Origin of the sequence: Dactylosporangium sucinum (genome assembly GCF_014647515.1) — a bacterium.
Taxonomy (GTDB): domain Bacteria; phylum Actinomycetota; class Actinomycetes; order Mycobacteriales; family Micromonosporaceae; genus Dactylosporangium; species Dactylosporangium sucinum.
The window spans coordinates 116,001-129,587 of record NZ_BMPI01000016.1 but is presented as its reverse complement, the minus strand read 5'-3'; the positions used below and the strand labels follow the sequence as shown (position 1 = coordinate 129,587).

The window sequence follows — 13,587 nt, the reverse complement described above, 5'->3', positions numbered from 1 at the left end:
TTGACATGACAATCCGGCGCGGGCGAGTCAACATTCCGGGGTGGACTATCCGGAGTTGGCCGCGCGTACCCGACGTTTCTCCTATGGCGCGCCCCGGGCCGTCACGGTGAGCCCGGACGGTGCGCGGGTGGTGTTCCTGCGCTCCTCCGGCCCGGAGGACCCCACCGATGCCCTGTGGCTGTATGACGTCGCCGCCCGCACCGAGCGGCGGATCGCCGACCCGGCCGCGCTGCTGCAGGGCGACAAGGACGACACCGACCTGCCGGCCGCCGAGCGCGCGCTGCGCGAGCGGCTGCGCCTGTCGGCGGGCGGCATCGGCTCGTTCGCCCTCGACGGCGCCGGTGTAATGGCCGCCTTCGCGCTGGGTGGCCGGCTGTTCCGTGCCGACCTGCTCACCGGCGACGTGGTCGAGCTGCGGGCCGCCGGGCCTGTCGTCGACCCGAGGCCCGACCCGACCGGGCGGCGCATCGCCTACGTGACCGGCGGCGTGCTGCACGTGATCGACGCCGACGGCACCGACGCGCTGCTCGCCGGCGAGGCGGGCGTCACCTGGGGGATGGCCGAGTTCATCGGTGCGGAGGAGTTCCACCGCTTCCGGGGGTACTGGTGGTCCCCCGACGGCCGCAGCATCCTCACGGCCCGCGTGGACGAGTCGCGGGTGCCCCGCTGGCATCTCCACGACCCGTCGCAGCCCGACCAGGACCCCACCACGGTGGCCTATCCGCACGCCGGCGCCGACAACGCCAAGGTCACCCTGCACGTGCTCGACCTCGACGGCGGCTGGGTGGACGTGCACTGGGACCGGGAGACGTATCCGTACCTCGTGTCGGCCTCCTGGTCGGAGCAGGGCGGCCCGCTGCTGGCCGTCCTGCGCCGCCTGCAGCAGCACGGGCTGGTGATCGCCGTCGACCCGCGCACCGGCGAGACGCAGGTCCACGCCGAGCTCGCCGATCCGCGCTGGGTGGAGCCGGTGCCGGGCACTCCCGTGCACCTCGCCGACGGCCGCGTGCTCGTCGGCGGCGAACTCGCGCACGACGGCTACGACTCGCGCTGCCTCTTCGCCGACGGGAGCCTGATCACTCCCCCGCACCTGTATGTCCGCCGCGTCGTCGGCCGGCTCGACGGCGACCTCGTCGTCGAGGCCAGCGACGGCGAGCCCAGCGAGCAGCACATCTTCCGCATCCCGATCACCCATTCGAGTGCCCAGGCGCAGCGCCTCACGTCCGAGCCGGGCTGGCACATCGCGCAGGCCGGTGGGCGCACGATCGTCATCGGGGCGCAGACGCTGGAGCACGGCGGCGCGCAGTACGCCATCCACCACAACGGCGACGTGATCGGCGAGATCGCCTCGCACGCCGCCGAGCCACCGTATGCGGCGAGGCCCGTGCTCGAACGGGTGACGGACCGCCGCCTGCCAACCGGCGTGCTCTATCCGCGCGGGCACGTGTCCGGGCGCCGGCTGCCCGTGCTCGTCGCGATCTACGGCGGCCCCGGCCACCAGGAGGTCGTCGCCGCGCGCGCCCGCTGGCAGGAGAAGCAGTGGTGGGCCGACGCCGGCTTCGCGGTCGTGTCCATCGACAACCGTGGCACTCCCGGCGTGGCGCCGAGCTTCGACAAGGCGATCCACCGGCGGTTCTCCGACGTCATCCTCACCGACCAGGTCGACGCCCTGGAGGCCCTCGCCGAGAAGCACCCCGACCTCGACCTGGACCGCGTCGCGATCCGCGGCTGGTCGTTCGGCGGGTGGCTGTCGGCGCTGGGCGTGCTGCGCCGGCCCGACGTCTACCGCTGCGCCGTCGTCGGCGCGCCCGTCACCGACTGGAGCCTCTACGACACCGCATACACCGAGCGGTACCTCGGGCTGCCCGCCGAGGCGCCGGAGGTGTACTCGCACAACTCGCTGATCGAGCTGGCCGCCGAGCCGCCGGTACGCCCCGACGAGGCCCGCCCGATGCTGCTCATCCACGGCCTCGTCGACGACAACGTGGTGGCCGCGCACACGCTCCGCCTGTCCGCGGCGCTGCTCGGCGCCGGCCGCCCGCACTCAATGATCCCGCTGACCGGCGCCACGCACATGGCCGCGGGCGGCCTGGCCGAGAAATTACTGCGCATCGAGCTCGACTTCATCCGCCGCTCAATCGGATGACGACGTCACCCCCGAGCCGTCCCGACTCGGGGGTCCTGGTCACGGCGCCGGCGTGCAGCAGCGCCGTGACCACCTTCTGCGCGTCGGCCGCCCGATAAACGGTGTCGGTGAGCGCGAACCGCTTCAGTTCCGTCACCGTCATCGGCCCGCCGCGCAGCACGTCGAGCAGTTCCCGCCGCAGCGCGCCCGGATTCGGTTCGAGCGAGATATCCATGAGGTGCCCTTCGGGATCCTCGGGATCGCGATACCGCACGCCGGCGTACTCGTCGAGCGCCCACATCTCGTTCTTGAACGCTTCGAGCGCCTTCCCCGACCGCGTCCCGAACGCGACGAGCACCTCGCCCGCGTCGTCGATCAGCTCCACCCCGGCGGTCAGCTCGAAGCCGTGCGCGTGCAATTCCCGTCGCTGGTCCGGCCAGGTGCCCACGCGAGCGGTCACCAGAACGTCAGCGGCTTTTGCGGTGAGGTTTTTGGAAACGCTGTCGTCCACCATCGCGAACAGTGGCCCGCTACCCGCGCCGACCGCCTTGAGCACGGCATCCACGGCCGTCCCGGCAACCACGTGCACCCCGAAGTCCCCGGGCGTCTGCATTTCCAGCAGCACCGCACGAAGCCGCGCTTCGAGCCCGTCGACGCCGGGCGCCACAAACAACAACGACAGCCGCCGCCCGCGCAGCCGATCCGCGAATTCACCCAGGGCCCGCACGGCCGCCTCCGCCGCCTCCTGATCGACGCTCGACCCCGAGGCGAGCAGGAATGTGGCACCGTGCGCGGAGTGCAACCCGCCGGGCGCCCAGTTGTCAAGGCACCGCACCAGCAATTCCCGGGAGACCGCACCAATGGACATACCGTTCTTTGTACTGCCCCGCCGGGCCTGCGCTCCACACCCCCACTCCGCTACCGTTGATTGTCGTCGATACGGGAGGTCGCCATGGCGGACGGCTTCGAGATCAACCCAGCGGGCGTCCGCGACTTCGGCACACAACTACGGTCCGCGGTGGACCGCGAGGTCATACCGGCAGCGGACCGCATCCGCGGCTACTTGACGTGGTACCCGTCGTTCGGCGCCCGCAGCGGGAGCCCGGCGGTCCAGGCCGCTGCGCTGCGCTACAACACGGAACTGAACGCCGCCCTGACCTTCCTGGACACCCTGATCCACAACGCACAGGTGATGGCCCGTGCGGCCGAGGACGTCGTCAAGGCCTACGAGCTGGGCGACCAGCTGTCAGCAGCGAAGATGCAGACAATCCTGGGCGGCGCCGCAACGGCCGCCGCGGAGGCGGAGGAGGCCCGCGTGAAGGCAGAGCAGGCGGCACTGGACGCCGACGAGGCTTTCATGCGCAAGCACAACGGAACGATCCAATGACCGGCCCCTACGACCGCTGGCGCCTACCCGAGTTGTACGCCATGGTCGCCAACGAAAGCGACGCCGCCGCAGTGGCGCACCTACAGGCGTGGGAGCAGCAACATCACTTGCTGGTGACTCAGAAGCAACGCCTTGAGTCATTGATCGCCGAGCTCGAAAACTATTGGAGCCCGACCCGAAGCGAGGCCTCCCTCGCCTTCATAGACCGGCTGAAGCAGATGGTGCGCACGATCGATCTCGCCAGCATCTCGGCAGCCCGCATCTGGGGCGGACTCGGCCACATCGCCGACGCACTCAACGACACCAAGCGTGATTTGGGAGAACTTCGCGCCCAATACGACGACCCGACCGCCGCAGCGAAAGCGTTCAACAAACGTGCGCTTCCCCAACTCCCCGAGAACTTGGCGCCGAGCCAGTCCGTGATCCCCGGTCTCGACAAGCTCATGACACGTGAGCATCAGGAACGCTTGGACGAGAAAGCCCGCGCGATCATGGTGTCAGCCGATCAACGCGTGGCCGAAGCCACGGAGACGATGGGAACGATGCCCGAGTTGGGTCGAATCGACGAAGGATTGCGCCTCAATCCAGGCGAACCGACCAGCACCGCGAGCCAAAGCGGAAGTCCGTACAGGTACGTGCCTACTCCGACGTTCGAGCCCCCGCAGCCAACGTCAATCGGACAACCAATCTTGGCCGAAGGCCCCAGCGTCGCCAGTGGACCGCCGACCACTCCTCATATCGAACCCGTGCAAGTACCGCTCAACGATGGGCCGAACATCACTTCATCCTTCGTAGTGTTGCCAGGGTCGTCCCGAACTCCGGTCGAGTCCCAAGCTTTTCGCACGGGCGTTCTGGGTGAACCTCCAGGACAGGCCGCGATGCGCGGCACACCAGCGAAGACAGCCGCTTCACCAAGCGCTCTTCCGTATCCGGGTGTCATCGGTGGCGGCGCGCCGCCACCAGCGGGGGCTCAAGCACGTCATAGGGGTGTACGCGACGGCAGCGCGGTCTTGCGTCCGCCACGGATTCGCGAAGAACGATCGGAGGGTGGGGGCCGAAGTGCGGACGGCGGTTGGTTCGACCGTTCGTTCGCACAGTACGCAGAACGGCGACAGGACAGGCAGCAAAGCGATCAGGGAACCATGTGGGACGTAGAGGAGGGTGTACCACCGATTCTCGAAGCCCCGCACCTGCCGGCAGCTCACGATCCCGGGCCAGGTGTGATCGGCATCGACCGGTGAGTCCACAGATTCGCGTTGCCTCGATAGCGACAGTCCTGGTCGCCACGTTGCTTACGGCATCACCAGCCCAAGCTGACGCTATTCGTGACCAACAGTGGCACCTGCGTATGCTCCACGTCGCTGATGCACAACAGATCAGCCAAGGCGACGGAGTCCTCGTTGCTGTTACGGACACCGGTGTCGACCCGCGAACCACAGAGCTAGCATCCGCAGTCCTACCTGGCGTAACAACGGCCGGGACAGAGGGCGGCGACGGGCGAATCGACAGTGACGGTCATGGCACCGCTATGGCGGCCCTGATCGCGGCACGAGGCAAAGCAGATAACGGCGGCGCCCTCGGCATTGCCCCTCGGGCATCTATCCTTCCTGTGCGAGTTACGCTCGGCGGCGACATGGGCAATCCTCCCGACCTAGCAAAGGGCATCGACTGGGCAATTACACATCGCGCGAAGATCGTTTCAATTTCGTTCAGCGCGAGCGAAGATCGATTACTCAAAGACGCAATCGAGAGGGCAATAGCGGCTGACGTCGTCGTTGTCGCTGGCGTCGGAAATGCCCCCAAGGACAAGCGGGTTGCCTATCCAGCGAGGCAGCCAGGTGTGCTGGCCGTGGGCGGAGTGGACAGAGATGGCAACCACGCGGCCATCTCGACCACTGGCCCCGAGGTGATGTTGTCTGCTCCTGCTGTCGACATCCTTTCAATCGGCCCGTCACAGACGTATCGGACCGCGTCTGGGACCAGCGACGCCACCGCGATCGTGGCGGGGGCCGTTGCGCTTGTCAGGGCGAAATTCCCTCAGCTCAGCGCGCCCGAGGTCATTCGGCGGCTCACCCTCACCGCGCAGGACAGAGGGGCGCCCGGGCGAGATGACGAGTATGGCTACGGGGTGCTCGACATCGTCAAGGCGCTCACCGCCGAGATCCCCCCGGCCTCACCCAGTGTTTCGCCATCGGCGGCAGCGACGCCTCGGGACGGGCAAGGAAGCAGCAACGTGTCGGTGGTCATCGGGGTTGGGATGGCCGCCCTCGTCGTCGTGCTCATCGCGGTCGTGCAGGGGGTCGTGCGGAGTCGGCGGCGGCGGTACCGGTGAGGGAGTAGCGTGCGTGTATGGCTGATGTGCTCGGTGCGGAGCAGGTTGCGGCTGCTCTCGGCGATCTTCGTGGGTGGGCCGGGGACGCCTCGGCCATCGAGCGGTCGGTGACCGCCGAGTCCTTTCTGGACGGTATCCGGCTCGTGGCCGAGGTGGCGCACGTGGCCGAGCAGGCGGATCACCATCCTGACATCGACATCCGGTGGCGGACGGTGACCTTCCGGCTGAGCACCCACTCTGCGGGTGGGGTCACGGAGAAGGATCTCGCCCTGGCGCGGCAGATCAACGAGTTGATCGGGTAGATCCGGCATCAACCGAGGGTCGACTCGCCAGATTTCGTCGTACCCCCTCGGTAATGTCCCTCCCATGACCCACTTCGACGTTGCCAGCGCGGCGGTCGAGGCGGCGCTGGCCGCTGGGGCTCGCTATGCCGACGCTCGCGTCATGCACCGGCGTTCCGAGTCGATGACCGCACGAAACGGGGAGATCGAGGAGCTGAGCCAGGACGAGGACGCCGGTGTCGGTGTCCGGGCGCTGGTCGGTTCGAGCTGGGGGTTCTTCGCGGTTCCCGATCTAGGGCGGGACGCGGCCAGGCGGGCCGGGGAGCGGGCGACGGCGATCGCCAAGGCGTCGGCGACGGTGCCGGGGCCGCAGGTCGATCTCGTGGACGTCGAGGCGCGGGTGGACTCGTGGGCGAGTGCGTGCGAGGTGGACCCGCTCGGGGTGGCGCTGTCCACGAAGGGTGACCTGCTGACGGCCGCGACGGCCGAGTCGCACAAGGCCGGGGCCGACATCGCCGAGGGGCTTTACCAGATCTGGGACACGCGGAAGTGGTTCGTGTCGTCGCAGGGGCACCGCATCGACCAGCACATCCGCGAGTCCGGGGCGGGCATCTCGGCCACGGTCATCGGCGACGGCGAGACGCAGCGGCGTTCCTACCCGTCGTATCGCGGGCAGTACGGTACGCGCGGCTGGGAGCTGGTCGACGAGCTGGACCTGCAGGCGCACGCCGCCCGGATCGCGGAGGAGGCGCGGGCGCTGCTCACGGCGCCGCACTGCCCCGCAGGCGAGACGACGCTCATCCTGGGCAGCGAGCAGATGGCGTTGCAGATCCACGAGTCGGTGGGGCACGCGATCGAGCTCGACCGGATCCTCGGCTGGGAGGCGGCGTTCGCGGGGACGTCGTGGCTGGAGCTTTCGAAGCTCAATCAGCTGCGGTACGGGTCGGAGCTGATGAACATCACCATCGATCCGACGATCGCGGGTGCGCTGGGGTCGTTCGGCTACGACGACGAGGGCACGCCGGCGCAGCCGAGGTATGCGGTCCGTGACGGGATCTGGGTCGGGACGCTCGCCGGGCGAGACTCGGCGGCGGTCGCCGGGCTCGACTACGCGGGCAGCGTGCGCGCCGACGGGTGGGCGCGGCTGCCGATGGTTCGGATGACCAACGTCGGGCTGGTGCCGGGGCCGCACACGCTGGACGAGATGATCGCGGCGACCGACGACGGCGTGCTGATGGACTTCAACCGCTCCTGGTCGATCGATGACAAGCGGCTCAACTTCCAGTTCGGCTGCGAGATCGGCTGGGAGATCAAGAACGGCAAGCTCGGCCGGATGCTGCGCAACCCGACGTATACCGGCATCGGCCCGCGGTTCTGGGGCTCGATGGACATGCTGTCGTCGGACGTGACGGCCTGGGGCACGCCGAATTGCGGCAAGGGGCAGCCGGGCCAGATCGGGCACACCGGCCATCCGGCCGCGGCGGCCCGGTTCACCAACGTGCGCGTGGGGGTGCGGGGATGAGCACGACGTTGTCCGAGACCGACCTGGCCCAGCGGGTGCTGGAGCTCGTCGGCAGCGGCGTCGAGGCCGAGGTGGTCGTCGAGCGCGCGGCGCTGGCGTTGACGCGTTTCGCCAACTCGTACGTGCATCAGAACGTGGCCGACGAGTCCACGACGATCCGGCTCCGGCTGCACGCGGACGGGAGGACCGCCACCACGTCCACGACAGTGCTCGACGGGCTCGATGACCTGGTCAGGCGCACGCTGGAGTCGATGCGGCTCGCGCCCGCCGACCCGACGTGGCCCGGGCTGGCGCCGCCGTCGCCGGTGACGTTCGGCGGCAACGTCGACGAGGAGACCGCGGCGGCGTCGCCGGACGACCGGGCGTCGCGCGTGCGAGCGTTCGTCGACCAGGCGGCGGGGATGGACACGGCCGGCTACTGCCGCACCGCCTCCACTCGGGCCGTCTACGCGAACTCGGCCGGCCAGCACGTCAGCGGCACCAAGACCAGCGCCGCCATGGACGGCATCGCGCGCACGGCAACCTCCGACGGGCTGGCCCGGCTGGCCGCGGTGCGGATCGCCGACCTCGACGGGGCGGTGCTGGGAGCCCGCGCGGCGGCGAAGGCGCGCTCCGGCGAGAACCCGGTCGAGCTCCCGCCCGGCCGCTACGAAGTGGTGCTCGAGCCGACGGCGGTGGCCGATGTACTGCAGATGCTGGCCGTCTACGGCTTCAACGCCAAGATGGTGCTGGACCGGCAGTCGTTCCTGGAGCTGGGCAAGGCACAGTTCGACCCGTCGGTGACCGTGGTCGAGGACGCTACGGCGCCCGACTCGACGGCGATCCCGTTCGACGTCGAGGGCACTCCGCGGCAGCGGGTCGTGCTGGTCGACGGCGGGGTCTCGGCGGCGGTGGTGCACGACCGGCGCACCGCGGCCCGGGCCGGCGGCGACGCCCGCTCGACCGGACACGCGATCCCGGGCGGCGCGAGCTTCGGCGCCATCCCGTCCAGCTTGCGGCTCCTGCCGACCGGCGGCCCGGCGCCGGTCGAGGTCGAGGGGCCGGCTGCCGACTCCAGCGTCGCCGCGCTGGTCGCCGGGGTCGAGCGCGGGCTGCTCGTGACCGACAACCACTACACGCGCGTGCTCGACCCGCGGACGCTCGTCGTGACCGGCCTGACCCGCAACGGCGTCTGGCTCATCGAGGACGGCCTGGTCACGACGCCGGTCAGGAACTTCCGCTTCACGCAGTCCTACCCGCAGGCGCTCCAGCCCGGCGCGGTGCTCGGCATCGGCTCCCGGGCGGTGGAGTTACCGGGACCGTGGAGCGAGGCCGGCTTCATCGCTCCGGCGCTGCGCCTGGCGTCCTGGAACTACACCGGGGGTGCCTCGGGCTGACCCGAGGACGAGCGGGAGTTTCGCGGCCGAAGGTGGGCCGGTCGCCGAACGGGGCGCGACCGGCCAGTCGCGGCTGGCGGACGAACCGGCCGACAGAGCCGCACACCGAGCAACGGCCGCGCCACGGAGGAGTCGCGAGAGGAGTGCTCGGAGCGGCGGCAATCGTGCTACCTGGCGTTGCGTCAGCGGGCGTCGCGCCTGAAGGTCGGCGTGCGCCCCAGCCGCGTTGCACCATCCAGAGAGACCTGCTCGCGGCCTGAGGACCAGGCACGGCCCGAGGACCCAGGCGCCGTCCAAGGGGCCGAGACCCGGCCGAGGACAGGACCCCGCCACCGATCGCGGACCCAGCGCGCGCCCGAGGACGGACGCGCGCCCGAGAACAAGACCCGCCACCGTGTCGAGGACCCTGCGCAGCCCGAAGACCGACGGGCCTCCCGCCGGCAGGCCCCGCCACCGCCCGAGGGCAGATCCCCCGCTACCGGTCGAGGGCCCGGCGCGCCCGAGAGCCGAGGCGCGCGGCGCCCGGGGCACGCGCCGCGCGGCTCAATGAGACCCGGCCGTAGAGCGGATCTTCGGAAACGGTGCGAAGGTGGCAAAGTGACGGAACGGGAACACAGTGTGATCACTGGTGCTGGTGTGTCCCATGCGACCGGAGTGAAGTTCTGCACATCGGCCCGTGGAATGGCCGCAAAGTCTTTCGTCATCGGTTCGACACGCGCCAGACTCCCAACGCACGACGCTGCGGGGATCGGGCGTAACGTGTGCACCGACCACAGATCGGTACATCGGAGAACTCTCACAACAACCCAAGCCCGTCCAGGGAGCACTCACCATGACGACCACGCCGACCCGGCCTCGGTCAGCCTTTGGCGCGGGGCCGCGCGCCGCAATCAGCGCAAAGACGTTGCGGACGGACGGGTGGCGGCTTTCGCCGTTGTCCATCGCGGCCATTCTGCTGTTCTTCATCGTGTATTCGACGATCCGCATCTTCATGGCGAAGTGGTACTTCGTCGGGGAGCACGGGTACCTCACGCCGCTGTACTCCCCGTGTCTGAGTGACTCGTGTGTGAAAGGTTCGTCGCACTTCGGCACGCCGTTCGGGAAGTTCCCGGCGTGGCTCCCGCTCGGGCTCGCGGCTTTCCCGATCGTCGCCGGCTTCCGGGTGACCTGCTACTACTACCGCAAGAGCGGCTACCGCTCGCTGTGGCTGTCGCCCCAGGCCTGCGCCGTGCAGGAGCCCCACAAGAAGTACAGCGGTGAGACCCGCTTCCCGCTCATCTTCATGAACTCGCACCGGTACTTCTTCTACCTGGCTGCGGTCATCCTGCTGATCAACGTCTGGGACGCGCTGCACGCGTTCAAGGGCACCGACGGTGGCTTCGGCATCGGGCTCGGATCGCTGATCATCGTGGTGAACGTGATCGCGCTCGCCGGGTACACGGCCAGCTGCCACGCCTGCCGGCACGTCATGGGCGGGCGGTTGAAGCACTTCTCGAAGCACCCGGTCCGGTACAAGATGTGGACGCTGATCTCGAAGCTGAACACGCGCCACGGGACCTTCGCCATGACCTCGCTGTTCACGGTCATCCTGACCGACGCGTACATCATGGCCGTCTCGGCCAACTGGTTCAGCGATCTGCGGATCTTCAACTGAGACTGAGGAACCCCCGATGACGAACATCGAGCGACACACCTACGACGTCGTGGTGATCGGTGCCGGCGGCGCCGGCCTGCGGGCCGCGATCGAGGCAAGGCTTGCGGGCAAGAAGACCGCCATCATCTCGAAGTCGCTGTTCGGCAAGGCGCACACGGTCATGGCCGAGGGCGGCGCCGCGGCGGCGATGGGCAACGTCAACGCCAACGACAACTGGCAGGTCCACTTCCGCGACACCATGCGTGGCGGCAAGTTCCTGAACAACTTCCGCATGGCGGAGCTGCACGCCAAGGAGGCCCCGGACCGCATCTGGGAGCTGGAGACCTACGGCGCGCTGTTCGACCGCACCAAGGACGGCAAGATCAGCCAGCGCAACTTCGGCGGCCACGAGTATCCCCGGCTGGCGCACGTCGGTGACCGCACCGGCCTGGAGCTGATCCGCACCCTCCAGCAGAAGATCGTCTCGCTGCAGCAGGAGGACTACGCGGAGCACGGCGACTACGAGGCCCGGATCCGGGTCTTCCAGGAGTGCACGATCACCGAGCTGTTCGTCGACAACGGCGCGATCTCGGGCGCGTTCGGGTACTACCGCGAGACCGGCGAGTTCGTGCTCTTCGAGACGTCGGCCATCGTGCTGGCGACGGGCGGCGTCGGCAAGTCGTACAAGGTGACCTCGAACTCCTGGGAGTACACCGGCGACGGCCACGCGCTGGCCCTGCGCGCCGGCGCCACGCTCATCAACATGGAGTTCCTGCAGTTCCACCCGACCGGCATGGTCTGGCCGCCGTCGGTCAAGGGCATCCTCGTGACCGAGTCGGTGCGTGGTGACGGTGGCGTCCTGCGCAACACCGACGGCAAGCGGTTCATGTTCGACTACGTCCCCGACGTCTTCCGCAAGCAGTACGCGGAGACGGAGGAGGAGGCGGACCGCTGGTACTCCGACCCCGACAACAACCGGCGCCCGCCGGAGCTGCTGCCGCGTGACGAGGTCGCCCGGGCGATCAACAGCGAGGTCAAGGCGGGCCGGGGCACGCAGGCGGGCGGGGTGCTGCTCGACATCGCGAGCCGGCTGCCGGCCGAGCAGGTCCGCAAGCGGCTGCCCTCGATGTACCACCAGTTCAAGGAGCTGGCCGACGTCGACATCACGAAGCAGCCGATGGAGGTCGGCCCGACCTGCCACTACGTGATGGGCGGCGTCGAGGTCGACGCCGACTCCACGGCGGCGGCGGTGGCCGGGCTGTTCGCGGCCGGCGAGGTGTCCGGCGGCATGCACGGCTCCAACCGGCTCGGCGGCAACTCGCTGTCCGACCTGCTGGTCTTCGGCAAGCGGGCCGGCGAGTACGCGGCGGCGCACGCGACCGCGACCGGCCGGCGCAAGCCGGCCGCGGCGGCCGTCGACGCGGCGCTGGACACGGCGCTGGCTCCGCTGCAGCGGGGCGATGGCGGCGAGAACCCCTACACGCTGCACCAGGAGCTGCAGGACATCATGGGCACCCTCGTCGGCATCATCCGCCGCGAGGGCGAGCTGCAGGACTCGATCGGCCGGCTGGCGGAGCTCAAGGAGCGGGTCAAGAAGGTCGGCGTGGCGGGCGGCCGGAAGTACAACCCGGGCTGGCACCTCGCGCTCGACCTGCGCAACATGATCGTGGTGTCGGAGTGCACCGCGAAGGCCGCGCTGGAGCGCAACGAGTCGCGCGGCGGGCACACCCGCGAGGACTTCCCCAAGATGGACCCGAACTGGCGTCGGATCAACCTGGTCTGCTCACTCGACGGCGAGGACGTCCGGCTGGAGCGCAAGCCCCTGCCCGTGATGCGCCCCGAGCTCCAGGGCCTGTTCGAGCGCAGTGAGCTGGCCAAGTACATGACCGACGAGGAGCTGTGATGGGCACCAAGCGCCACTTCCGCGTCTGGCGCGGCGACGACACCGGGGGGTCGCTGCAGGACTTCCAGGTGGAGGTCAACGAGGGCGAGGTCGTCCTCGACGTCATCCACCGGCTGCAGGCGACCCAGACTCCCGACCTGGCCGTGCGCTGGAACTGCAAGGCCGGCAAGTGTGGCTCCTGCTCGATGGAGATCAACGGCAAGCCGCGGCTGGGCTGCATGACCCGGATGTCGACGTTCGAGGACAACGAGACGGTGACGGTGACCCCGCTGCGCACCTTCCCGGTGATCCGCGACCTGGTCACGAACGTGAACTTCAACTACCAGAAGGCACGTGAGCTGCCGGCGTTCGCTCCGCCGAAGGGTGTGGAGCCCGGCGAGTACCGCATGCAGCAGATCGACGTGGAACGCTCGCAGGAGTTCCGCAAGTGCATCGAATGCTACCTCTGCCAGAACGTGTGCCACGTGATCCGTGACCACGAGGAGAACAAGCAGGCCTTCTCCGGCCCGCGGTTCTTCATCCGGGCGGCGGAGCTCGACATGCACCCGCTCGACGCGCGCACCGACCGCAAGGAGCTCGCGCAGGCGGAGCAGGGGCTCGGCTACTGCAACATCACCAAATGCTGCACCGAGGTCTGCCCGGAACACATCAAAATCACCGACAATGCGATCATCCCGATGAAGGAACGCGTTGTCGATCGGAGGTACGACCCGGTGACCTGGCTTGGGCGCAAGATCTTCCGCCGTGACCAGCTCGACGAGCCCGTGGCTGCCCATGCGGCGGCCGGGCCCGGCCGGAGTGCGGACACGGGCAGCAGCTGGAACCAGGAGGGGCCGCCGCTACCGCAGGACGCGCCGGTCGGCCCCGACGGGAAGCTCACGGTCGCGGAGCTCTACCTGGACCGGGCCGCGGCGGCGTCGCCGTTCGGTGACGACCAGGAGTTCCCGCTGCCGCCGGAGAAGCTCCGGTATCAGCACCCGTCGTCGCCCGACGGGCACTGAACGAGCGAACAGCGAGGGGCCTCGGCG

General features: G+C 69.2%; 11 protein-coding genes. 10 read left to right on the top strand and 1 reads right to left on the bottom strand.

Annotation, left to right across the window (positions count from 1 at the left end):
- Nucleotides 1-40 precede the first annotated feature (40 nt).
- The gene (locus IEZ31_RS18615) at nt 41-2,146 is read left to right on the top strand and encodes a S9 family peptidase (protein WP_190251150.1); all 2,106 of its coding nucleotides are present in this window, start codon (nt 41-43) and stop codon (nt 2,144-2,146) included.
- On the opposite strand, the gene IEZ31_RS18610 is transcribed toward IEZ31_RS18615, so the two are convergent.
- Complete coding sequence (locus IEZ31_RS18610; protein WP_190251149.1) at nt 2,124-2,993, bottom strand: hypothetical protein; 870 nt, start codon at nt 2,991-2,993, stop codon at nt 2,124-2,126. The genes IEZ31_RS18615 and IEZ31_RS18610 overlap by 23 nt on opposite strands.
- A gap of 84 nt (nt 2,994-3,077) precedes the next feature.
- Here IEZ31_RS18610 and IEZ31_RS18605 point away from each other — a divergent pair, with 84 nt between their 5' ends.
- The 9 genes from IEZ31_RS18605 to IEZ31_RS18565 all read left to right on the top strand — a co-directional run bounded on the left by IEZ31_RS18605 (nt 3,078) and on the right by IEZ31_RS18565 (nt 13,560).
- Nucleotides 3,078-3,512: a hypothetical protein gene (locus IEZ31_RS18605; protein ID WP_190251148.1), complete on the top strand. Its 435-nt coding sequence runs from the start codon at nt 3,078-3,080 to the stop codon at nt 3,510-3,512.
- Nucleotides 3,509-4,753 carry a hypothetical protein gene (locus IEZ31_RS18600; protein WP_190251147.1) on the top strand — a complete coding sequence of 415 codons (1,245 nt, stop codon included), beginning with the start codon at nt 3,509-3,511 and terminating at the stop codon, nt 4,751-4,753. Before IEZ31_RS18605 ends, IEZ31_RS18600 begins: the two co-directional genes overlap by 4 nt.
- A gap of 107 nt (nt 4,754-4,860) precedes the next feature.
- The gene (locus IEZ31_RS18595; RefSeq protein ID WP_190251146.1) at nt 4,861-5,844 is read left to right on the top strand and encodes a S8 family serine peptidase; all 984 of its coding nucleotides are present in this window, start codon (nt 4,861-4,863) and stop codon (nt 5,842-5,844) included.
- Between the two features lie 17 nt (nt 5,845-5,861).
- Nucleotides 5,862-6,146, top strand: coding sequence for a 4a-hydroxytetrahydrobiopterin dehydratase (locus tag IEZ31_RS18590; RefSeq protein WP_190251145.1), 285 nt, complete (start codon nt 5,862-5,864; stop codon nt 6,144-6,146).
- 64 nt (nt 6,147-6,210) lie between these two features.
- Nucleotides 6,211-7,647: a TldD/PmbA family protein gene (locus IEZ31_RS18585; protein WP_190251144.1), complete on the top strand. Its 1,437-nt coding sequence runs from the start codon at nt 6,211-6,213 to the stop codon at nt 7,645-7,647.
- On the top strand, nt 7,644-9,023 hold the full coding sequence (locus IEZ31_RS18580) for a TldD/PmbA family protein (RefSeq protein WP_190251143.1): 1,380 nt from the start codon (nt 7,644-7,646) through the stop codon (nt 9,021-9,023). Before IEZ31_RS18585 ends, IEZ31_RS18580 begins: the two co-directional genes overlap by 4 nt.
- A gap of 832 nt (nt 9,024-9,855) precedes the next feature.
- Nucleotides 9,856-10,677, top strand: a complete 822-nt coding sequence (gene sdhC, locus IEZ31_RS18575; protein WP_190251142.1) for a succinate dehydrogenase subunit SdhC — start codon at nt 9,856-9,858, stop codon at nt 10,675-10,677.
- A 16-nt stretch (nt 10,678-10,693) separates the two neighbouring features.
- Nucleotides 10,694-12,559, top strand: coding sequence for a fumarate reductase/succinate dehydrogenase flavoprotein subunit (locus IEZ31_RS18570; protein ID WP_190251141.1), 1,866 nt, complete (start codon nt 10,694-10,696; stop codon nt 12,557-12,559).
- Entirely contained in the window at nt 12,559-13,560 is a 1,002-nt protein-coding gene (locus tag IEZ31_RS18565) for a succinate dehydrogenase/fumarate reductase iron-sulfur subunit (RefSeq protein ID WP_190251140.1), read from the top strand. Before IEZ31_RS18570 ends, IEZ31_RS18565 begins: the two co-directional genes overlap by 1 nt.
- Nucleotides 13,561-13,587: the final 27 nt, after the last annotated feature.

Bases quoted from the DNA above. Each gene is read 5' to 3' on its own strand.
- IEZ31_RS18565 (WP_190251140.1), top strand. From the start codon at position 12,559: ATGGGCACCAAGCGCCACTTCCGCGTCTGGCGCGGCGACGACACCGGG.
- IEZ31_RS18570 (WP_190251141.1), top strand. From the start codon at position 10,694: ATGACGAACATCGAGCGACACACCTACGACGTCGTGGTGATCGGTGCC.
- IEZ31_RS18580 (WP_190251143.1), top strand. From the start codon at position 7,644: ATGAGCACGACGTTGTCCGAGACCGACCTGGCCCAGCGGGTGCTGGAG.
- IEZ31_RS18590 (WP_190251145.1), top strand. From the start codon at position 5,862: ATGGCTGATGTGCTCGGTGCGGAGCAGGTTGCGGCTGCTCTCGGCGAT.
- sdhC (WP_190251142.1), top strand. From the start codon at position 9,856: ATGACGACCACGCCGACCCGGCCTCGGTCAGCCTTTGGCGCGGGGCCG.
- IEZ31_RS18610 (WP_190251149.1), bottom strand. From the start codon at position 2,993: ATGTCCATTGGTGCGGTCTCCCGGGAATTGCTGGTGCGGTGCCTTGAC.
- IEZ31_RS18605 (WP_190251148.1), top strand. From the start codon at position 3,078: ATGGCGGACGGCTTCGAGATCAACCCAGCGGGCGTCCGCGACTTCGGC.
- IEZ31_RS18585 (WP_190251144.1), top strand. From the start codon at position 6,211: ATGACCCACTTCGACGTTGCCAGCGCGGCGGTCGAGGCGGCGCTGGCC.
- IEZ31_RS18600 (WP_190251147.1), top strand. From the start codon at position 3,509: ATGACCGGCCCCTACGACCGCTGGCGCCTACCCGAGTTGTACGCCATG.
- IEZ31_RS18595 (WP_190251146.1), top strand. From the start codon at position 4,861: ATGCTCCACGTCGCTGATGCACAACAGATCAGCCAAGGCGACGGAGTC.